Raw genomic sequence first — 20764 nt, forward strand, 5'->3', positions numbered from 1 at the left:
TGTCAACAGTTGCTGTAGCCCCCTTATCGCAGTGGAGAGAGAACAATGATCGGTAAATCAGGATTGGCTGTTGGGATGGTTGTCTGGCTAGCGTATATCGCCTGGATCGTTCACTACTATTCAGACACTTTTATGCAGTTCTCCCGCTAGTAAACAGGGCCTTCGGGTCCTTTTCTTTGCCTGCCATTCCGCACGGTTGGCCTGTGAGCCAAATATCCGCTATTATCGACTCATCTCGTGAGCCGATTAACCACACTTATTCGGCTCATTCTCTTTAACCGTGAGTGGATGATGAGCGTTGACTGGATCTGGCAACAGCCGGAATGGCCCCAATTTCACTGGCAGGATAACGAGCTGCTACCACGCCTGCGCCATTTGCAGCAGCAGCGCGGTTTGCTGCTTGGCCGCGCCAGCCTGCAGTCAGACACTGAATCACAGACGCTGGATACCCTGTTGGGTAATATTCTTTCCTCTTCGGCAATCGAAGAGGAGCGGGTCAACGTGCAGTCAGTTCGCTCGTCTCTGGCGCGCCGGTTAGGCGTTACGGAAACGCAGCCCTATCCGGTCTCCGATCGGTCAGAAGGACTGGCCGCGATGATGCTCGATGCCATCAACAATCGCAGCCAGCCATTAACGCTTGAACGGTTATTTCAGTGGCATCACTGGCTCTTCCCGGCAGATGAATGGACAGTACAGCGCCTGAGCGTCGGGACGTTGCGTGGCAGTGAACCGATGCAGGTGGTTTCAGGACGCATAGATCGTCCCACGGTACATTTTGAAGCCCCACCGCGACACGGACTGGAGCAACAGCTGGCACAGTTCATCGCGTGGTTTAACAGCAGTCAGCATGATGTGATGCTGGACCCGCTACTGCGGGCCGCCATCTGCCATCTGTGGTTTGTCACGCTACACCCTTTTGATGATGGCAATGGCCGTATCACGCGAGCATTGACCGATCTCGCCCTGGCACAGGCTGACAGCCAGAGCATCCGCCTGTACGCCATGTCTCCGGCAATACTGGCGCAGCGTGCCGGGTATTACCGCATCCTTGAGCAGACGCAGAAAGGCGGCCTTGATATCACCCGTTGGCTGGTGTGGTTTCTGGATATCCTGGATGAGAGCCTGAAACAGGCATTGGATGTTATCGATCGCACACAGTTGAAAGCGCGATTCTGGTTACGACATCAGGGGATGGCATTAAGTCCGGAACAGGTAAAAGTCCTTAACCGGCTGTTAGACGGTGGCGAGCAGGGTTTCGAACAGGGGATAAGCGCCAGCCAGTATCAGAAAGTCGCGAAAGTAAGTAAAGCCACGGCGACCCGTCATCTGGCGGATCTGGTTGAAAAAGGGTGTCTGTTCCGGCTTGAGGGAGGCGGCAGAAGCACCCGCTATCAGGTTAAAACCCGCGAGATACTTACAGATTAATAGGATGAAAGCGGTGATCAAACCGTTATTCAAAAACAGCAATGCCGGAAGGTTCGCTTCCGGCATTGTGGCAATTACGCGGCTTTAACAGCGCGCACTTTCCTGGCAGCAGGCTCTTCAGCCTGATCATCCGCGCCAGCGTCTGACACAGCTTCCGGTTGAGAGACGGAGACTGCCGCTTCCGGCAATTTGCTGGTGCGCAGAATATGCTGAACCGCATCTTTCTGTTCTGCAATCAGCAGGCCCAGGGTTTCAGCCTGAGATTCATCCAGTGCAGGTTGATGCTGTAACAGCCAGTCAGTGAAAGCTTCGGCCATATCGAGCATTTTGTCGTAGGCATCGGCCTCTTTCTTATTGGCAAACGTCATCTTCTCTTCACCCTTTCTGACTACAACAAATTTTGTTTCAACAGCCATCTTTTCGCCCTCAGGTACTGTGTATAAATACAGTATATCATGCCGGTTATGCTTTGCCAGCAGAGAATAGAGTTTATCGGTTATGCACCGGCTAACCTTAACCGGGCGCAGGTTTTTTTTATTTTCCTGAGACTTCTCTGCCGGAAACTGCGCTGACTAGACCAGCAGCTCTTCGAGAAACATCGCCAGCGCCTTGCGTGGATCGTCTTCTTCAGAAACGATCACCTCGATCCCCCACTGCCCCAGCACCTCTTTGGCGACCGGGTTATTACGGTTAGTGAACAGATACGATTTTGGTCGCGCCGTCGCCAGCCCGGTGCGGCCCCACATTTTAGTCAGACGGTAAAACAGCAGGCGAATGTTGAAATCACTGATGCTGTAGCCGACAAACAGCACAGAATTGCCCATCACGTCATGGGTCAGTTTAATGTCGAGCGGCGAGTCAAAATAGAGACGTTCGAAATAGCTGCTCTCATCAAGCACGATTGAGGTGTCATCATCGAAGTCACCGTGCAGTTTGATGATGTGGCGCTTATCTTCGGTCAAAGAGACCAGGTCGGCAGCATTGGCCACTTTATAATAGGGTACGCCGTGCGCGTCGTGCGCCGCTTCCAGCCAGCGATCATAGTTAGTAGTGTAAATGCGGGAGAAGTTACCCTGGGTAATCATGGTATGAATTTCAGAAGACCGGACATCGATATCCGGACGGTGCCACTCGCGATCCATCCAGCTGCGCAGCGGGCCTAACGAACCTTTCTTCTGCTTGTAATACTCCGCCAGCGACAGATGCGTGCCATAGGTATTAAAGATTTTGGGATCGTAACCCAGCTCGTTTGCAAGATGCGCAATCAGTTCGTGCCACTCGGGAAGACCAAAATTGCGCGAAATACCGGCACCGGCAAATAGAATCAGTTTGCCGGAATCATAGGCGCGCTTAAGTTCAGGTTTCATGCCACTCCCCGCGAGGTTTTTAAAAAGGTAGCGAAGCGATCCAGCGCAATGCGCCGCATCGAAATCTCATTCTTGAGTTCACCCATTTCCGCAAAGGTCTGGTCATAGCCTTCGGGAATAAACACACAGTCCCACTGAAAGCCACGTGTCCCGGCAGGTTTCGCGGCGATGGTGCCACGCAGTTCGCCAGAAAACTGATACATTTTACGGCCATCGCAATAGCCCAGCACCGTTTTAGCCGTCACCGCCTGGCTGTCGAGCCCCTGCACCAGCGCGGTAAAGCGCTCAGCGTCCAGGCGGTTCCAGAAGATGCGGGTCAGACCGGCGGGGAGACCATTGAGGCCATCCAGATAGAGGCCGGTATGCTCCACGAACAGCGGTCGCCCAATCAGCGAAAACGCCTTGGTAAGTTTGTCGCGCACCAGGTCGAGCTCGTTTTCAGTCTGAATTTCTTCGATGCGACGGGCGATGGGCAGCACTTCGACCCCGATGGGTTCGAGTATCTTGCGCACCTCAGCCAGTTTTGGTTCATTGGCAGAAAGGAATCTGATTTTCATGGGGCTTCCAGGTTAATTACTCCACCAGGCACTGAATGTTAACGGAAACAGGCGGGCAGGATAAATCACTAACGCTGAAGAGTGTAGCTCAATTCGGTGAGGCGCTGCGAGCCGGGGGCGGTCAGACGAGAGAGGCGCGGGAGGGGATCCGACATTGTTCTGGCTCACTTTTTAATGAAAAGCCGGAACAGCGCCGGCTCTGTGGACTCAGTAAACAATGCCCGGTGGATTTACTGTGGAGTGAGCGATGGCTTCATCCTGTTCGCCCCAGCGGGACAACACCTGCTGATACTGACCGCCCGTAATGGTGCCGTCGAGCGCAGCCTGTAGCGCCGGGGCCAGACCATTGCCCTTTTTGGTGGTCACGGCAACCCAGGCGCGAAACGGCCCACTGCCCACCAGTTTTGTCTGTCCGCGTGACGCCACTTTCCAGACCGCCATGGAGTGAGGTCCAAACATCGCATCGGCCCGCCCAGACAGCAGCGTCAGCGTCGCCGATGCATCATCAGTAAGGTAGATCGGCGTTACCGCAGGCAGACCTTTGGCCCGATTCTGCTGATCCCAGCTCAGCAATATGCGCTCCTGATTGGTGCCCGACGAGACGATAATCCGCTTGCCGGCAATATCAGCCGGGCTATTAATCCGGCTGATGTGACTGTCGCTTTTCACTGCAAAGGCGTGGTTGTCGGCGCGATAGGTCGCAAAATCGAACTTCTTCTTGCGCTCTTCAGTAACGGCTATATTGAACATCGCGACATCATAGCGTCCGGCGCTGATGCCCAGCGGCCAGTCCTCCCATGAAGCCGAAACCAGCTTCAGCTTTAAGCCCAGACTGTCCGCCAGCAGTCTGGCAATATCCGGGTCACTGCCAATCCGTGTCACGTTGTCTGACGCCAGCAGTGACAGCGGCGGTGAGTTGGTAGCTGAGGTCGCAACCGTCAGCGTACCAGCTTCGATAAAATGAAAACCAGCGGGAATTTTAGCGATCGCCTGCGGATTAACCGGGGCATGGATCGGCACCTCATTTTTAAGCACATCAAGCTTCTCAGCCGCTGAACAGGTCAGCGCCGGAAGAAGCATCAGCGCGGTAAACGTTAGCCCTCTCATAACACGCGCGCCAGGAAACGGCGGGTGCGTTCATGACGCGGATGATTGAGCACCTGCGTCGTGCTGCCCTGCTCCACAATCCGGCCATCCACCATAAAGACCACGTTATCCGCCACTTCCCGGGCAAAGCCGATCTCATGCGTCACAATCACCAGCGTAGTCCCGGAACGTGCAAGCTTTTTAATCACGTCGAGGACTTCGCCGACCAGCTCCGGGTCCAGCGCCGAGGTCGGCTCATCGAACAGCATGACACGCGGATTAAGCATCAGCGCACGCGCAATAGCGATGCGCTGCTGCTGCCCGCCCGACAGATGACGTGGCCAGGCATCCGCTTTATGGCGCAGGCCCACAATATCCAGCAGTTCACCGGCGCGCTGTATCGCTTCCGTTTTCGTTAACTGCCGATGCGCAATCGGCGCTTCAATCAGGTTATCCAGCACGCTGAGGTGTGGGAACAGATTGAAATTCTGGAACACATAGCCGACGTTGATGCGCTGGCGCAGAATCGCCTTCTCTTTCAGCTCATAAAGCTTATTGCCGCGTTGCTGATAGCCGATGTAGTCACCATCAATCTGAATAAATCCCTCATCGACCCGCTCCAGATGATTAATGGTGCGCAGCAGCGTGGATTTACCGGAACCAGAGGGGCCAAGAATCACCGTTACTGAACCGGGTTCCAGCGACAGCGAAACATCATCCAGCGCTTTATGTTTACCAAAACGTTTACTGACCCCGGTGATACTGATGGCTCCGGTGGTGTGTGAAGTGCGGTAATCAATGGCTTCTGACATGGCTGATCTCCTCGGTTGGATGAAGGGGTGTGACGCGGTTGCGCCACTGTCGCCAGCGAGAGGGTTGCGGTTCACGCGTGACGCTGCGGGCCATCCAGCGTTCAGCGTTATACTGAATCACGGACAATACGGTGGTAATAATCAGATACCAGGCGGCCCCCACCATCAGTAGCGGGATCACTTCCTGATTACGGTTGTAGATCATCTGGATGGTGTAAAACAGCTCCGGCATCGCCAGCACGTAAACCACGGAAGTGCCCTTCGCCAGGCTGATGATTTCGTTAAAGGCGACAGGAATAATGGCGCGCAGTGCCTGCGGCAGAATGATGCGGAAGGTGCGGCGCGTGGCGGAGAGACCCAACGCGGACGCGGCTTCTACCTGACCGTGATCGACACCGAGGATCCCGCCACGAATAATCTCCGCACTGTAAGCCGCCTGCACCAGCGTCAGACCAATAACGGCAGCCTGAAACTGGCCCAGTACGTTAATCGTCTGATACGCGCCCCACGACAGACCGGTGAACGGAATGCCGATCGACAGGGTGTCGTAGAGATAGGAGAAGTTATAAAGAATAATCAGCACGACAATCAGCGGCAGTGACCTGAACAGCCAGATATAACCCCACGCCAGCGTGCTCAGCAGCCATGACGAGGAAAGTCGCGCCAGCGCCAGCAGACCGCCCAAAAGCAGGCTGAATACTGTGCCCAGCAGGGTCAGCAGCAGCGTCTGACCCAGGCCATGCAGGATCACAGGATCAAAGAACCAGCGGGCAAACACGCTCCACTCCCAGCGTGGGTTAAAGGCCACCGACTGCACCACGCCCGCCAGTATAAACAGCGCCACGATAGCCCCGGCGGTGCGGGCCGGGTAGCGCGCTGGCACCACCTGTAGTTGTTGATGCTTGCTCATCGTCACTCCTTAACTCGCTTCGGCGACGTTATAAACGCCGATGACTTTACTAAAACGCAGTCGTCCGTCATGGGGCGGCTGGCCGTAACGCTCCAGATCGCCGCTGAGATCAAAATGAGGCTGATAGCCGTGGCCGGTATAGAGCCGTACCGCTTCCGGCTGGCGAAAGCCGGTGGTGAGAAACAGCCGCTGATAACCTGCCTGCAGCGCACGCCGCTCCAGCTCCTGCAACACCACCAGTGCCAGCCCCTGACGACGCAGATCGCTGCGTGTCCAGATACGTTTCAGCTCAGCGGTTTGTGGATCACAGGGTTTGTAAGCGCCCATCGCGATAATCTCGCCGTCACGCTCCAGCACAATAAACAGCCCCTGCGGCGGCAGATACCATTCGGTCAGTTCCTGCTCTTTATGCCGGGCAAAGTAGTCACCGTAGCGCGCGGAATATTCATCAAATAGCCCGCCGAGAATCGGCTGGAGCGCTGGTGCATCGGGTGAAACATCGCGAAAAGTGGATTCACTCATGGTCAGCTCCTTAGTCGCCCAGCCCGGCGGGATTGATTTCTGAACGGTCGATCTTCTCAACACCTTCACCCCAGCGGTTCAGCACCTTCTGATAGTCGCCATTGCCGATCACGCCGTTCAGCGCAGTACTGATCGGTTCCGCCAGGCCGCTGCCTTTCTTCACGGTAACGGCGATGTGTGCCGCTTTCGGCCAGCCACCATCGACACTGCCCACCAGGCGGGTTTTACCCGTCAGTGCCGCTTTCCAGGCTCCAATCACGTTGGGACCGAAGTATGCATCTGCGCGGCCCGCCTGCAGCGCCAGCGTTTGAGCCGCATCATCTTTGGCGTAGATCGGCGTAAAGGCTTTGAGTCCCTTTGCCTGATTCTCTTTATCCCATGCCAGCAGAATCGCCTCCTGATTGGTGCCGGATCCCACGATGATCCGCAGCCCGGCGATATCCTCTGCTTTAGTCAGTGATTTTATCGGGCTGCTGGTTTTGACATAAAAACCCAGGGAGTCTTTACGGTAGGTAGCAAAGTCGAACTTCTCTTTACGATCTTTGGTCACGGTGATGTTGGAGATCGCCGCGTCATACTTGCCTGAGGCCACACCCAGCGGCCAGTCTTCCCACGACGCAGGCACGACGTTGAGTTTCAGTCCCAGGCTGTCAGCGACAAGCCGGGCAATGTCCACTTCACTGCCGAGCAGGGTTTTGTTGTCGTCGGAAAACACGGTGAGCGGTGGCGAATTCAGTGCCGCAACCGCCACGGTAAAGGAACCTGGCACCACAAAGTGATGACCGGCAGGCAACTGAGCGATGGCATCCGGATTCTTCACGGTATTGACTGGCGCTTTATTCGCTTCAAGACTGACCCGCTGGCCGTTATAGGAAACGCGGGTATCTTCCGCCAGCGCATGGCTGCTGGCCGCCAGAATAAGCAGGGCGAGAAGAGGTGATGTTTTTTTCATGGCCTGTGCCCTATTGTGAGGTGAACTGATTAACGGGTTGTTTCAGGGCAAAGCTGTCGCGCAGGGTGCTGCCCGGATAGTCGCGACGCGTCAGCCCGCGAGCCTGCAGAATCGGCACCACGCGGTCGACAAAGCGTTCAAAGGTATCGGGCGTACCGCCATTGATGATGAAGCCGTCAGCGGCCTGGGTCTCAAACCACTGCTGAAGACCATTGGCGACCTCTTCCGGTGTACCGTGGAACAGCGGGCGCGGCGTGGCGGCTTCCAGCGCCGCCTGACGCAAGGTGTGACCGTGCTCTCTGGCTTTTCGTTTGATCTCGTCGGTGGTGCTGCGGAAACTGTTCTGACCTATGTCGCCAATGTCCGGAAACGGCTGATCCAGCGGGTATTGTGAAAAGTCGTGATGGTCGAAGAAACGCCCCAGGTAATTGAGCGCATCGGTAATTGATACCAGCGCCGCCGTGGTCTGATACTGGCGCTCCACATCCTCTGCATCATCGCCAACAATCACGCTGACACCCTGGAAGATGTGCAGATCCTCTGGCTGGCGGCCATTCGCCTCCAGTTGCTGCTTCACATCCTGATAAAACGCCTGCGCCTCTTCGCGGGTCGGCTGATGGGTAAAGATGGAGTCAGCGTGGCGCGCCGCCAGCTTTTTACCGTCCTCAGAGGCCCCGGCCTGGAAGATAATCGGACGGCCCTGCGGCGTGCGGGCAATGTTCAGCGGCCCCTGCACCTGGAAGAAGTCACCGTGATGATCGAGCGTATGTAACTTTGCCGGATCGAAGAACTGCCCACTCTCTTTGTCGCGCACAAAAGCATCCTGCTCCCACGAATCCCATAAGCCTTTCACCACCTGCAGATACTCATCGGCAATGCGGTAACGCAACGCATGCTCAGGATGTTTCTGGCGGGAAAAGTTTTTTGCGGAACCTTCCAGCGGCGAGGTCACCACATTCCACCCCGCGCGACCGCCGCTGAGGTGATCGAGGCTGGCAAACTGACGCGCCACGGTGAACGGCTCGCTGTAGGACGTGGAAACGGTGCCGACCAGTCCCAGATGTTCCGTAACGCCCGCCAGGGCAGACAGGAGTGTCAGCGGTTCAAAGCGATTGAGAAAGTGTGGTATCGATTTCTCATTAATAAATAATCCGTCGGCGACAAACAGGAAGTCGAGCTTGCCCTGCTCCGCTTTACGGGCGATTTTTTTTGCGTAATCCAGGCTGATGCTGGCATCAGCCTGTGCCGCAGGATGGCGCCAGGCGGACATGTTTCCCGATGCGCCATGCAGAATAGTGCCCAGCCGAAGTTGTCTTGTGGTCATGATGCTCTCTCTTTTTTTAGTCGTAGTGGTGCCCGACGACGGTGTTCAGAACCGTCGTGCGTTAGCGGGCTGCAGATGAATTCAGTTCAGAATGGATTCCCGACATCGCGCATTAAGATGTTGCAGCGCCAGGCGGGCCAGTCGGGCAAAGTAGTCGGCGGCGGGGGCAATCAGCGCCTCATCAGGGGTAAAACTGGCGTGATGCAGACCAAAATCACTGGCGCTGCCAATGCTGACAAACGCACCGGGCACCTGTTGCAGATAAAAGGCAAAATCTTCGCCCAGCAGATGCAGATCGGCCGTCTGCACCCGATAACCCGCCTGCTGCGCCACTTCACTGCTGAAGTTCGCCCAGTGCGCGTCATTGATCAGCACCGGCGGGCCAGGATGCCAGCTCAGGGTTGCCTGCGCGCCATTGGCTTCGGCAACGTGTTCAACCAGCACACGCACCCGCCGCTCCAGTTCCGCGCGCACCTGTAAATCATGGGTTCTGGCCGTGCCGCCAAACTCAACGCCGCCGGGTAACACGTTCCAGCTTTTACCGCCGTCGATACGCGTAATGCTCAGCACCAGACTGTCCAGGGCACTGAAGCTGCGGCTGGTGAGTCCCTGTAATGCCTGAATAATCTGGCTGGCGGTGACAATGCTGTCGACGCCCTGTTCCGGATACGCAGCGTGTGCGCCTTTGCCAGTCACGCAAATAATAAATTTATCCGTATTGGCGTAGAACGCCCCGCTGCGGGTAGCGAATGTGCCAATGGGCAGCGAGGGTTCATTGTGCATGCCGAAAATGGCCTGTACCTCATCAAGTACACCCACCTCAATAAACTGTCTGGCTCCTCGCGCGATCTCCTCTGCGGGCTGAAACAGAATACGTACCCGGCCAGGCAATTGATCGGACAGCGTGTTGAGCTGTAACGCTGCGCCCAGCATCACCGCGCTGTGCAGGTCGTGACCGCAGGCGTGCATGACGCCAGGATGACGGGAATGAAACCGCACGCCGCTCGCCTCATGGATCGGCAGCGCATCGATATCCGCGCGCAGCGCAATCACCGTCTCTCCACTGCCAATCTCCGCCACCACGCCCGTCTCGAGGGGATAATCCAGAATCCTGATGCCCGCTGCGGCTAACCATCCCCGCAGTCGCGTCGTGGTCGCAAACTCCTGACCCGACAGCTCTGGCCAGGTATGCAGTTCGCGTCGCCATTCGATCAGTTGTGACTCATGGTTCATGATGACTCTCCACTGAGATTCAGGCTGCGACCAGATGATGCGTAGCCAGCAGTTCAAGTGACTTCAGGCGGGCAACCGGCTCGGTAATCGGCGTGTCGATCACGAACTCATCAATATCAAAATTATGATGCAGTGCATCCAGTTGAGCATGAACCTGCGCTGATGTGCCTTTTAGCAATGACGGTGTGCGCGGCTCTATTTTGTAATCCTTGTAACCGCCCTGACGCACATAGCGTTCGGCCTGCTCAAGACTGGCGACATTGACGCCTGGGCCCTCTTTCACTGCGACGTGATAATGGCGCAGACCGGAAACCAGCAGGTCTGCGCCGGCGGGTGAATCGGCCACCACCACCTGTACAGCCACCAGTGCGCGCTGACCGTGACTCAGGCGGGAGAAAGTACTTAACGCGCGCTCCAGTAACTGACGATCGCCATTGAGGTGGGCCGCAAACACAAACTGCCAGCCCAGACTGGCGGCGAGCCGGGCGCTCTCTTCACTGGCACCCAACAGAAAACGATTGGCCGGGCGTGACGGCAATGGCGTGGCGGCTAAGCCTTCGTCATCGACATGAGGTTGAGCGGGTGTGAGCCAGCTATCCAGCAGCTGAAGCTGATTAGCAAAGCTCCCTTTTTTAGCGGCATCGACACCCTGTTGCAGTGCATGGGTGGAGAGCGGTAATCCACCTGGCGCTTTGCCTATACCGAGATCGATACGTCCGGGAGCCAGAGAGGCGAGCAGATTGAAGTTTTCTGCCACTTTATAGGGGCTGTAATGCTGCAACATCACTCCGCCCGATCCGACGCGAATATGACGGGTCTGAGCAACGATCCACGCAATTAACACTTCCGGTGAAGGACTGGCGAGCTGCGCGGTGTTGTGATGTTCTGCCAGCCAGAAACGGTGATATCCCCACTCCTCTGCCAGCTGGGCCAGCTGCAGGGTGCGCTGCAGCGCCGCGGTGGGCGTCTCGCCCTGCAGCACGGGTGCTTTATCTAACAGACTCAATCGATATGCCATTCACCTGGTCCTTGTTAATTCCGGTTGCTGACCAGTGTGCTGCGCAGGTGATTATTGGTAAAACATCATATTGTTTTATGCTTTATTGAATTCGTCATAATGGGGAGGGATGAAAGGATAAATGAGGATAACGGCGCTGAAACAGGGTTTGATAGCCAGATCTCACGGATAAAACCGCCTGTTACCTGAAAAAAAGGCGATTGAAACCAGCGAGCCGGCAAAGTTATGCAGAAAATCGTCTTAAGTATGGAAAGCTGTTATGCGTTCTGCCGCGGCGCTGCCTTGATAACAGACATCAGGAATACAACACACTGAAGTCCATTCTGTACTGGAGGAAGAAAGCGCAGAACGTCGGGCAATTAAATAAGCATACTGAGCTTTCAATTGAGGAAAGATAAGTGACTAAAACATTATTTTAGTTAAGGTCGCTGCGAGTTTTGTTTCAGAGGAAAATACCGGGTATTGATAATCGCCACATTGACTTCACAGGGAATGCCGTCGTCGAGATAAACCGTTTCATTAAGCTGAATGACCGCATCGCCTTCCGCTAAATTAAGTAACGTAAGTGATTGTGTATCCGCAAGATTGACGGCTGTTAAATGCTGGTCTCTGAGCTGGACTTTTTTACCTGTCACCTCTTCAATATAGGCATATTTGGAGATTTCCAGCTTGCTGAATTCCATGCTGTTGAACAGGTTTACTGGCAGGTGGATATGCTCCAGTGCCACCGGAATATCGTCAAAACACATCAGACGTAAAATTTTATAAATCTGATCGCTGCTCTTGATACGCAGTGCCTGGGCCATGTCCGCTGAAGGAACCCTGACGATACTGACAGAGATAATTTTTCTGACACCTTTATGGCCATTTCTCTGAGCCTGATAATCAAAAGGTGAAAGCACATGATATCGGTGAGCCTGGCTACTTATCTCCGCGGAACCCACAAAAATACCCGATCCTTTTACCCGATATATTCTCTGCTGCTCTACCAGAATACGTGTCGCCTCACGCACCGTTGCGCGTGTAATGCCGATATTTTTGGCAATTGATATTTCGGTATCCAGCTTTTCTCCGGGTTGAAGGCCATCATCCTTAATTTTATTGAGGATGTAATTAACCACCTCTTTTTGCTTTTCAGTAATGCCATCAGCCATTGGCTTTCTTCCCATTTGCGTGAAGGACGGTCTCCCTCTAATCCGTGTCAGTACAGTTCTGCCTGACATTGCCGGATGAGTACCACTACGGCTCGCTTAATATGTGATCAACTTATCAAATTGGCACTGATGTTAAGCCTGTTCAGCCAAATTTTAACTTTACATGTTGTGTCCGTACACGTCGAAGGACATTATCGAGATGACTAGACATCTTTAACATGTACAGATGTACCGGTTAAAGTGAAATTTAATTTTATGTGCACGCTAAGAAACGCGTTATTTCTTAACGGCTTGATAAAACGTTCTTTTACGAATCGGACTGCCTTTATTTTCCCGCACAGTGAGTGGACGCAGGTTGCCTGCAGGTTCAGTCAAAGGGGGATGAAAGGCGTTTTTTTAAAAAATGACTGTACATATTCAGGCATTTTCAGCAGGAGCAAGGCGATGTCACACCTGGCTAAGTGGTTAAACAACGAGAAAATCCAGTACGTCGAAAGCGTTGCTGACTGGCAGGAAGCACTCGTCATTGCGGGGCGTCCTCTGCTCAGTGAGGGCGCAATCTCGCAGGATTACATTGATGCGATCATTCAGCAAAAAGAGGAGATCGGGCCCTTTTTCGTCATCGCTCCGCAGATTGCAATGCCTCACGCCCGTCCGGAACAGGGCGCGCACAAACTGGGGCTCTCGATTGTGCTGCTGGGCACAGCGGTGAAATTTGACTCTGAAGAGAACGATCCGGTAAAGGCCATTTTTATGTTTGCCGCGCCGGACAGCAATAGCCATATCGAAATGATTTCCGAGCTTGCAGAAGTTCTGTCTGATGAAGCGATCATGACACAACTCTTCAGGGCAACCAGTAAAGAAGCGCTGATAACAATTTTATCGGGCGTCTGAACTGCCCGCTAAAACACGACATTTTATCAACAGTGAATGAGGTGAGATATGAAAATTATGGCGGTTTGTGGTTCAGGTCTGGGCAGCAGCTTCATGATGGAAATGAACATTAAGAAGGTGCTTAAAACTATTGGTGTTGAAGCGGAAGTTGAACATTCTGATCTCGGCTCTGTTACGCCCGATGTGGCGGATGTTTTTGTGATGGCAAAAGATATTGCCTACAGCGCCAACCTTCCTGAACAGAAGGTTATCATCATTAACAACATTATTGACCTGAAAGAAGTGGAACAAAAAATACGCGAGTATTTTGAGAAAAACTGACGCTAATAATTAGATAAACACCTTACCCTCGAGGTTAATATGTTTACTCAAAATCTTTTGCAGTTCGTCGTCGACGTGCTGAAAGTGCCCTCAATATTAGTCGGACTGGTGGCATGTTTCGGACTGATTGCGCAGAAGAAGCCGTTTCCTGACGTTATTAAGGGCACGGTTAAAACCATTCTGGGCTTCCTGGTGCTGGCAGGCGGAGCGACCGTTCTGGTTGGTTCCCTGACACCACTTGGCGACATTTTTAAACATGCATTTGATGTTCAGGGCATCATTCCTAATAACGAAGCAATGGTCTCTATCGCACTGGCAAAATATGGTGCGCCAACCACGATGATCATGGCCTTCGGCATGGTCGCCAACATCGTTGTTGCCCGATTTACCCGACTTAAATATATCTACCTTTCCGGCCATGTGACCTTCTATATGGCCTGTATGATCGCGATTATTTTATCAGTTGCCGGTTTTGAAGGTGTGCAGCTTATTTACACCGGCTCACTGCTTCTGGGTATTCTGATGGCCACCTTCCCGGCAATTGCACAGCCTTATATGCGTAAGATCATCGGGGGCGACCATGTCGCGCTGGCACATACCGGGACCATTGGCTATGTCTTATCTGGCTGGATCGGCTCTTTAGTGGGTAAAGGTTCTAAATCCACCGAAGAGATGAACATGCCAAAAAACCTCAGTTTTTTGCGCGACAGCACGATCTCCATCTCGCTGACGATGATGATTATTTACTTAATCCTGTCGGTGTCAGCAGGTAAAGAGTATGTAGAGGCCTACTTCAGTCATGGTCAGAACTACCTGGTTTACTCCTTTATTCAGGCCATAACTTTTGCGGCGGGCGTCTTTATTATTCTGCAGGGTGTGCGCTTAATCCTGGCTGAGATCGTTCCGGCCTTTACCGGCTTTTCAGAAAAACTGGTACCGGATGCGAGACCCGCGCTGGATTGCCCGATTGTTTTCCCTTATGCCCCGAATGCGGTGCTGATCGGCTTTATCTCCAGCTTTGTTGGTGGCCTGGTTGGGCTGTTTGTCCTCGGTCAACTGCATTGGGTATTAATTCTGCCGGGTGTTGTGCCCCACTTCTTCTGTGGCGCTACGGCGGGCGTATTTGGTAATGCCACCGGTGGCAAACGCGGGGCGATTTGCGGTGCCTTTGCACATGGCCTGCTGATTACCTTCCTGCCTGTCGCGTTGCTACCGGTACTGGGACAGATCGGGCTGACCAACACGACCTTCTCGGATACCGACTTCGGCGTGACCGGCATTCTGCTTGGCAATATGGCTCACTTTATGGACAAGGGAACCATCACCATGATCATCACCGGTATTTTTGGCTTGTTAGTGATTTATAACTTCATGGCCAAAAAGAAGGCACCTGCTGAAACGAATGCAGGGTAAAAAGAAAGTGTACTAACCCAGAAAGGGCGATTAGCCCTTTCTGGGCGTGTGTTTCATCGGCTCTTCATTCCCCTCCTGGTCCTTATCAGAATCCCCCTCACCTGTGCCGACAATAGCCGTAATTTACGCTCGTTACGCTCATCCCTGACCTGAAACGCCTCATCGTGACACAGATTCACTGACATCTTCTGGCACTAATCACGCTAAAAAAGGACTATTCCGAATGCAAAATGTGATCGATATCACATTTACAACATTAGTCTGGCTAATAGATAAAATTTAACAATAAAACAATTGAATGATAATGATTAACATTTACACTCTCATCCGCATATAACAAAGCGTTAAACGCTGCAAAATCCACAAATAATATGCGGTATTTATTTTTTTAAGGTTAAAACCCTGGCGTCTTTGGTTGTCAGGATTTTTATCTGGTTAGTCAGATTTATGTTTACTGGAGTTGTTGAGCGCACATCCAACGCTGCTGGCTTAATGCCGGCAGGGTCACTGGTATTAACGCACAGGAACTGAACATGCTTTTACGCTCATCCACACAGGCGGCTCTGGATCTCGCGCCAGCCTCCAACGCCAGCGGTGCCGAAACGGCCATTTTTAACGATCAGCAACTGGCGGCCTGGTCGCAGCAGACTCAGGAAGTGCTAACGCTGATGACGCGCACTGTTACCAGCGTAGAGAAGCCCTTCAGCGGCATTCTTCCCCACGAACTGGCGGCGGAGTTCAGCGAGGTCGATCTCGATCACCCACTCGGCAACAACGAGGATGCACTGGCGGAGCTGAGCCAGCTCTATCTTCGTGACGCCGTCTGGTTTCACCATCCTAAATACCTGGCGCACCTGAACTGCCCGGTGGTGCTGCCCTCGCTGATGGCAGAGCAGATTATGGCGGCAGTCAACAGCTCGGTCGATACCTGGGATCAGAGCGCAGGCGGCACCCTGATTGAGCAGAAGGTGATTGACTGGACGCTTGGCCGTATTGGTCTGCCAGCCGGATCGGATGGAATCTTCACCAGCGGCGGTACCCAATCCAACCTGATGGCAATGCTGCTGGCGCGTGACAGCTGGTGTGCCGCGCATCATCCGGGACACCTGATTAAGCATCGTGGCCTGCCTGAAACTGCCTCGAAATGGCGAGTGTTTACCTCGAAACTCAGCCACTTCAGCATCCAGAAGTCGATGGCGATTCTGGGACTGGGCTATGACGCGGTTATCGCCGTCGATCACGATGACCATTACCGCATGGACGCGGGATGTCTGGCACAGGAGATCGCGCGTTGCCGCAGTGAAGGGCTGATCCCGATTGCGGTGGTTGCCACCAGCGGCACCACAGACTTTGGCAGCATCGATCCACTGCCGGAAATCGCCCGTCTCTGTGACGATTACGGTTTATGGATGCACGTTGACGCCGCGTATGGCTGTGGCCTGCTGGTCTCTGAAAAGCATCGTTCCCGCCTGAATGGCATTGAGCGCGCGGACTCCGTGACCGTTGATTATCACAAATCGTTCTTCCAGACCGTCAGCTGTGGCGCCTTCTTTGTGCGGGACAGCCAGAATCTGAAGCATGTCACGCACCATGCGGACTACCTCAATCCGCTCAGCGCCCAGCAGGAAGGCACGCCGAATCTGGTCAACAAAAGCATTCAGACCACCCGCCGTTTTGATGCGCTGAAAATGTGGCTGACACTGCGCGTCATGGGCCCGGCGGCGCTGGGTGATGCCTTTGATACCCTGATCGATCTGACACAGGCTGCGCACCAGCTATTAACGGCGCATCCGGCCATTGAAGTGCTGCACGCGCCTGAGCTGACTACCCAGATTTTCCGCTACATTCCCGGCAAACATGCCAGCGACGCGCAGATCGATGAGATCAACGCCGCCATCCGTAAAGCGCTGTTCCGCTCCGGTAATGCGGTGATCGCCGGAACCAAAGTGGATGGACGTCAGTATCTGAAATTCACCCTGTTAAATCCCACCACCACGATTGCCGACCTCGAAGATGTATTGAGCCTGATTGCGCATTACGGCCGCGAACAGGTTCGTGCTTCTGCGCTGAGCGCGGCGAATCAGGGAGCGATCTGAAATGAATAATCCTGTTTACGATTTTATTGGCATCGGCATTGGCCCTTTCAACCTGAGCCTGGCCTGTCTGAGTGAGCCGGTTGAGGGATTAAACGGTATTTTCCTGGATGAGAATCCCGGCTTTGACTGGCACACCGGCATGATGCTGGAAAACGCCCATCTGCAGACGCCGTTTATGGCCGACCTGGTGACACTTGCCGATCCCACCAGCCCGTACAGCCTGCTTAACTACATGAAGGAAAAAGGAAAACTATACTCTTTTTATATCCGTGAAGACTTCTTCCTGATGCGCAAAGAGTATAACCAGTACTGTCAGTGGGCCAGCTCGCGTCTGTCTAATCTGCGCTGGAACAGCCATGTGGAGTATGTCAGCTACGATGAAGCGGCCGGCATTTATCACCTCCAGGTGACTGACACCCGAAGCGGAGCGAAACAGCGCTATCAGGCGCGTCATCTGGTGCTCGGCACCGGGCCAAAAGCCTGGATGCCGGCGTGCAGCCAGCCGCACCACCAGCGCCTGACCCACTCCAGCCATTATCTGGCCAATAAAGCGGAGTTGCAGCAGAAGCGTTCAATTACCGTGCTGGGGAGCGGCCAGAGCGCAGCGGAAATCTACTACGATCTGCTGACCGATATCGACCGCTTTGGTTATCAGCTCAACTGGATCACCCGCGCGCCGCGCTTCTATCCGCTGGAGTACACCAAGCTGACGCTGGAGATGACCTCGCCGGAGTGGGTGGACTATTTCCACGCCCTGCCCGCCAGCACACGCGACGAGCTGAATGCCCGCCACAAGAATCTCTACAAGGGAATTAACAGCAGCTTAATCAATGACATTTATGACCTGATGTATGTCAAACAGCTCGACGGCGATCTCAATGTCAATCTCTTCACTCATTCGGCGCTGACCGCGATGCGCTGGCTGCCGCAGGGCGAATTCGAACTGACGCTGCATCAGGAAGAGCAGGATTGCACCTTCACCCGTCGCACCGAAGGACTGGTGATGGCGACCGGTTATCACTACCAGCCACCGATGTTTTTAGAAGGTATCCACGCCCGCCTGCGCTGGGATGACAAAGGCCGCTATGACGTGCAGCGCAACTACAGCATCGATCATCACAATCAGATCTTCGTGCAGAACGCCGAACTGCATACACACGGTTTTGTCACGCCGGATCTCGGCATGGCCTGCTACCGCAACTCAGTCCTGCTGCGTGAACTGACCGGACGCGAGGTGTATCCCATCGAGCGTCAGATCGCCTTCCAGACTTTCCCGGCTAAATCGGAGCATTGAGATGAGTTCACCAATACTGTTCAGGGCCGATCGTCCCGCAGGCCAGTTTACCCTGAGACCGATGCTTGAGAGCGATGCGTCACTCATCCACAGCTGGGTCACCCGTGATTACGCGCGCTTCTGGGGCATGCAGCAGCAGAGTCTGGAACAGGTCGCGGCGTTTTATCAGACGCTGACCGCATCCGATCCTCATGCCGCGCTGATTGGCTGCTGCAATGACAAGCCCATCTGCCTGATTGAGTGTTATCGCGCCCGCGACGACGAGGTCGGCACGTTTTATCCGGCCGCGCCTGATGATTACGGCATGCACATTCTGATTGCTCCGGCCAGCCAGCCAATCAAAGCCTTTAGCTGGCAGGTCTTCACGCTGGTGATGGACTACATGTTCAGCCGCCCTGAGGTAAACCGTGTCGTGGTAGAGCCGGACGTGCGCAATGAAAAAATTCACGTGCTGAATAAACGCGCCGGATTCCGCTATCAGCACACCATCGACATGGGCCATAAAACCGCCTGGCTGGCCTTTTGCCAGCGGGACGATTATCAACACGCGTTACTGCAGGAGTCGCAGACCATGAATACCTCCGCTTCACTGACCGACGGCACACATCTTACGGGCGACAACTGGACACAGGCCAACCGCATGCTGATCCGCAAAGCGATTGCCGAGTTCACGCATGAAAAAATCATCACGCCGCAGGCATCGCAGGATGGCAGCTATCAACTGGCGGTGCCGGGCGGTGAAGCAACGTACCATTTCCAGGCGGCGCGGCTGGCGCTGGATCACTGGGAAATTGACGCGAAGTCACTACGCAAGCAGGAGAATGGTCGCGATCTGCCGCTGGATGCGCTGAAGTTTATTGTGGAATTCAATGGCGAGATTGGCATTCCGCAGGCGCTGCTGGCGACCTATATGGAGGAGATCAGCAGCACACTGTGCAGCAGCGTGTATAAACTTCAGAAGAATAATCCCGGCAGCCAGGCGCTGGTCACAGCCGATTTCCAGACCGTGGAAGCGGCAATGACCGAAGGCCATCCCTGCTTCGTCGCCAACAACGGACGTATCGGTTTCGATGCGCAGGATTATCTGGCCTATGCGCCGGAAGCCGCCGCGCCCGTACACCTTATCTGGGTGGCTGTTCACCGCCGCAATGCCCATTTCTCCAGCCTTAGCGGGCTGAGCTATGAACAGCTGATGCGTGATGAGCTGGGCGACACCACAGTGGAACACTTCAATACGCAGCTGGTGAATAAAGGGCTGGCGGTTGAGGACTATATCCTGATGCCTGTGCATCCGTGGCAGTGGCAGAACAAACTGCTGACCGTGTTTGCGGCGGACATTGCTAATCACGATATTGTTTATCTTGGCAGCGGCGACGATGCTTATCAGGCGCAGCAGTCCATCCGCACCTTCTTTAATCGCAGCCAGCCTTCTAAGCGTTATGTGAAAACCGCACTGTCGGTGCTGAACATGGGCTTTATGCGCGGTCTGTCACCCTACTATATGGCGACAACCCCTGCCATTAACGGCTGGCTGGAACAGCTGGTGGCGGGGGATGCGTGGCTGCAACGCTGTGATTTCCGTATCCTGCGCGAAGTCGCTTCCGTCGGCTATCACAACCGCTACTACGAGCAGGCGATCAAAGGCGATTCCGCCTACAAAAAGATGTTTGCAGCGCTGTGGCGGGATAATCCCGCGGCCAGTCTGCAACCTGGCCAGCGTCTGATGACCATGGCCTCATTCCTGCACGTCGACCACCATCAGCAGGCTCTGCTGCCTGCACTGATTGCCGACTCCGGTTTGCCGGCGAAGCAGTGGATTGATCGCTATCTCACCTGCTACCTCAGCCCGCTGCTGCACTGTTTCTATCAGCATGACCTGGTGTTTATGCCGCACGGTGAAAACCTGATCATGCTGCTGGAGAACAACGTTCCGGTCAGTGCTTACATGAAGGATATCGGCGAAGAGATCGCCGTAATGAACCCGGAAGCCGTGCTGCCGGAGGGCGTGCAGCGTCTGGCGGTGGATGTGCCGGAGAACCTCAAATTACTGTCGATCTTTACCGATGTATTTGACTGCATCTTCCGCTTTATCAGCGCGATTCTGCATCAGTCAGGAACGCTGCCGGAAGAGGATTTCTGGCAGGCGGTGGCGCAATGCGTGAAGGATTATCAGCAGGCGCATCCCGAGCATGCCACTAAGTTCGCCCGTTATGACATGTTTGCGCCGGAGTTTACCCGCTCCTGTCTGAACCGCCTGCAGCTGGCGAATAATCAGCAGATGATCAACCTTGCCGATCCCGCCGAGAATCTGAAGTTCGCGGGTACGCTGGTCAACCCGATTGCCCGCTGGCGCTAAGCGTTACACTGTCACTCTGATTTAATGCGG

At 54.3% G+C, this 20764-nt stretch carries 19 protein-coding genes; 7 read left to right on the top strand and 12 right to left on the bottom strand.

The genetic code is table 11. The features are described from left to right. Nucleotides 1–291 precede the first annotated feature (291 nt). Entirely contained in the window at nucleotides 292–1425 is a 1134-nt protein-coding gene (locus tag Q7C21_RS02660) for a Fic family protein (protein ID WP_008924656.1), read from the top strand. A 74-nt stretch (nucleotides 1426–1499) separates the two neighbouring features. Here Q7C21_RS02660 and Q7C21_RS02665 read toward each other — a convergent pair whose 3' ends face one another. The 12 genes from Q7C21_RS02665 to Q7C21_RS02720 form a co-directional block, all read right to left on the bottom strand. Then, nucleotides 1500–1841, bottom strand: coding sequence for a YebG family protein (locus Q7C21_RS02665; protein WP_003855102.1), 342 nt, complete (start codon nucleotides 1839–1841; stop codon nucleotides 1500–1502). A gap of 156 nt (nucleotides 1842–1997) precedes the next feature. After that, nucleotides 1998–2792, bottom strand: coding sequence for an SIR2 family protein (locus tag Q7C21_RS02670; protein ID WP_003855101.1), 795 nt, complete (start codon nucleotides 2790–2792; stop codon nucleotides 1998–2000). Further along, nucleotides 2789–3349, bottom strand: coding sequence for a non-canonical purine NTP pyrophosphatase (locus tag Q7C21_RS02675; RefSeq protein WP_003855100.1), 561 nt, complete (start codon nucleotides 3347–3349; stop codon nucleotides 2789–2791). Before Q7C21_RS02675 ends, Q7C21_RS02670 begins: the two co-directional genes overlap by 4 nt. Nucleotides 3350–3556: 207 nt before the next feature. Next, entirely contained in the window at nucleotides 3557–4456 is a 900-nt protein-coding gene (locus Q7C21_RS02680) for an ABC transporter substrate-binding protein (protein ID WP_375150345.1), read from the bottom strand. Beyond that, entirely contained in the window at nucleotides 4453–5247 is a 795-nt protein-coding gene (locus tag Q7C21_RS02685) for an amino acid ABC transporter ATP-binding protein (RefSeq protein WP_008924653.1), read from the bottom strand. The genes Q7C21_RS02680 and Q7C21_RS02685 overlap by 4 nt, the downstream gene beginning before the upstream one ends. After that, nucleotides 5231–6157, bottom strand: a complete 927-nt coding sequence (locus tag Q7C21_RS02690) for an amino acid ABC transporter permease (protein ID WP_008924652.1) — start codon at nucleotides 6155–6157, stop codon at nucleotides 5231–5233. Before Q7C21_RS02690 ends, Q7C21_RS02685 begins: the two co-directional genes overlap by 17 nt. Nucleotides 6158–6166: 9 nt before the next feature. Beyond that, the gene (locus Q7C21_RS02695) at nucleotides 6167–6679 is read right to left on the bottom strand and encodes a GNAT family N-acetyltransferase (RefSeq protein ID WP_003855096.1); all 513 of its coding nucleotides are present in this window, start codon (nucleotides 6677–6679) and stop codon (nucleotides 6167–6169) included. A gap of 10 nt (nucleotides 6680–6689) precedes the next feature. Further along, nucleotides 6690–7631 carry an ABC transporter substrate-binding protein gene (locus Q7C21_RS02700; RefSeq protein WP_008924650.1) on the bottom strand — a complete coding sequence of 314 codons (942 nt, stop codon included), beginning with the start codon at nucleotides 7629–7631 and terminating at the stop codon, nucleotides 6690–6692. A gap of 10 nt (nucleotides 7632–7641) precedes the next feature. Beyond that, a complete protein-coding gene (locus tag Q7C21_RS02705; protein WP_375150346.1) occupies nucleotides 7642–8955 on the bottom strand; it encodes an LLM class flavin-dependent oxidoreductase in 1314 nt (437 codons plus the stop codon). 81 nt (nucleotides 8956–9036) lie between these two features. Beyond that, on the bottom strand, nucleotides 9037–10188 hold the full coding sequence (locus Q7C21_RS02710; RefSeq protein WP_375150347.1) for an amidohydrolase: 1152 nt from the start codon (nucleotides 10186–10188) through the stop codon (nucleotides 9037–9039). Between the two features lie 19 nt (nucleotides 10189–10207). Continuing rightward, nucleotides 10208–11206: an MsnO8 family LLM class oxidoreductase gene (locus Q7C21_RS02715; protein WP_003855089.1), complete on the bottom strand. Its 999-nt coding sequence runs from the start codon at nucleotides 11204–11206 to the stop codon at nucleotides 10208–10210. 419 nt (nucleotides 11207–11625) lie between these two features. Then, nucleotides 11626–12360, bottom strand: a complete 735-nt coding sequence (locus Q7C21_RS02720; protein ID WP_003855087.1) for a GntR family transcriptional regulator — start codon at nucleotides 12358–12360, stop codon at nucleotides 11626–11628. A gap of 444 nt (nucleotides 12361–12804) precedes the next feature. Here Q7C21_RS02720 and Q7C21_RS02725 point away from each other — a divergent pair, with 444 nt between their 5' ends. From Q7C21_RS02725 to Q7C21_RS02750, 6 genes are all read left to right on the top strand, one after another. Continuing rightward, complete coding sequence (locus Q7C21_RS02725; protein WP_033763296.1) at nucleotides 12805–13254, top strand: PTS sugar transporter subunit IIA; 450 nt, start codon at nucleotides 12805–12807, stop codon at nucleotides 13252–13254. Between the two features lie 48 nt (nucleotides 13255–13302). After that, entirely contained in the window at nucleotides 13303–13575 is a 273-nt protein-coding gene (locus Q7C21_RS02730; protein WP_003855084.1) for a PTS sugar transporter subunit IIB, read from the top strand. A gap of 39 nt (nucleotides 13576–13614) precedes the next feature. Next, nucleotides 13615–14988: a PTS ascorbate transporter subunit IIC gene (locus Q7C21_RS02735; protein WP_375150348.1), complete on the top strand. Its 1374-nt coding sequence runs from the start codon at nucleotides 13615–13617 to the stop codon at nucleotides 14986–14988. A 533-nt stretch (nucleotides 14989–15521) separates the two neighbouring features. Next, nucleotides 15522–17084, top strand: coding sequence for a pyridoxal phosphate-dependent decarboxylase family protein (locus Q7C21_RS02740; protein WP_375150349.1), 1563 nt, complete (start codon nucleotides 15522–15524; stop codon nucleotides 17082–17084). A gap of 1 nt (nucleotide 17085) precedes the next feature. Then, nucleotides 17086–18378, top strand: coding sequence for a lysine N(6)-hydroxylase/L-ornithine N(5)-oxygenase family protein (locus Q7C21_RS02745; RefSeq protein ID WP_375150350.1), 1293 nt, complete (start codon nucleotides 17086–17088; stop codon nucleotides 18376–18378). Between the two features lies 1 nt (nucleotide 18379). Continuing rightward, on the top strand, nucleotides 18380–20734 hold the full coding sequence (locus tag Q7C21_RS02750; RefSeq protein WP_375150351.1) for a GNAT family N-acetyltransferase: 2355 nt from the start codon (nucleotides 18380–18382) through the stop codon (nucleotides 20732–20734). The last annotated feature ends 30 nt before the right edge of the window (nucleotides 20735–20764 follow it).

It is taken from the genome of Pantoea sp. ANP04 (assembly GCF_041982285.1).
Taxonomy (GTDB): domain Bacteria; phylum Pseudomonadota; class Gammaproteobacteria; order Enterobacterales; family Enterobacteriaceae; genus Pantoea; species Pantoea eucalypti.

Coding starts and splice junctions, on each gene's coding strand:
- Q7C21_RS02660 (WP_008924656.1), top strand. CDS start 292: ATGAGCGTTGACTGGATCTGGCAACAGCCGGAATGGCCCCAATTTCAC.
- Q7C21_RS02665 (WP_003855102.1), bottom strand. CDS start 1,841: ATGGCTGTTGAAACAAAATTTGTTGTAGTCAGAAAGGGTGAAGAGAAG.
- Q7C21_RS02670 (WP_003855101.1), bottom strand. CDS start 2,792: ATGAAACCTGAACTTAAGCGCGCCTATGATTCCGGCAAACTGATTCTA.
- Q7C21_RS02675 (WP_003855100.1), bottom strand. CDS start 3,349: ATGAAAATCAGATTCCTTTCTGCCAATGAACCAAAACTGGCTGAGGTG.
- Q7C21_RS02680 (WP_375150345.1), bottom strand. CDS start 4,456: ATGAGAGGGCTAACGTTTACCGCGCTGATGCTTCTTCCGGCGCTGACC.
- Q7C21_RS02685 (WP_008924653.1), bottom strand. CDS start 5,247: ATGTCAGAAGCCATTGATTACCGCACTTCACACACCACCGGAGCCATC.
- Q7C21_RS02690 (WP_008924652.1), bottom strand. CDS start 6,157: ATGAGCAAGCATCAACAACTACAGGTGGTGCCAGCGCGCTACCCGGCC.
- Q7C21_RS02695 (WP_003855096.1), bottom strand. CDS start 6,679: ATGAGTGAATCCACTTTTCGCGATGTTTCACCCGATGCACCAGCGCTC.
- Q7C21_RS02700 (WP_008924650.1), bottom strand. CDS start 7,631: ATGAAAAAAACATCACCTCTTCTCGCCCTGCTTATTCTGGCGGCCAGC.
- Q7C21_RS02705 (WP_375150346.1), bottom strand. CDS start 8,955: ATGACCACAAGACAACTTCGGCTGGGCACTATTCTGCATGGCGCATCG.
- Q7C21_RS02710 (WP_375150347.1), bottom strand. CDS start 10,188: ATGAACCATGAGTCACAACTGATCGAATGGCGACGCGAACTGCATACC.
- Q7C21_RS02715 (WP_003855089.1), bottom strand. CDS start 11,206: ATGGCATATCGATTGAGTCTGTTAGATAAAGCACCCGTGCTGCAGGGC.
- Q7C21_RS02720 (WP_003855087.1), bottom strand. CDS start 12,360: ATGGCTGATGGCATTACTGAAAAGCAAAAAGAGGTGGTTAATTACATC.
- Q7C21_RS02725 (WP_033763296.1), top strand. CDS start 12,805: ATGTCACACCTGGCTAAGTGGTTAAACAACGAGAAAATCCAGTACGTC.
- Q7C21_RS02730 (WP_003855084.1), top strand. CDS start 13,303: ATGAAAATTATGGCGGTTTGTGGTTCAGGTCTGGGCAGCAGCTTCATG.
- Q7C21_RS02735 (WP_375150348.1), top strand. CDS start 13,615: ATGTTTACTCAAAATCTTTTGCAGTTCGTCGTCGACGTGCTGAAAGTG.
- Q7C21_RS02740 (WP_375150349.1), top strand. CDS start 15,522: ATGCTTTTACGCTCATCCACACAGGCGGCTCTGGATCTCGCGCCAGCC.
- Q7C21_RS02745 (WP_375150350.1), top strand. CDS start 17,086: ATGAATAATCCTGTTTACGATTTTATTGGCATCGGCATTGGCCCTTTC.
- Q7C21_RS02750 (WP_375150351.1), top strand. CDS start 18,380: ATGAGTTCACCAATACTGTTCAGGGCCGATCGTCCCGCAGGCCAGTTT.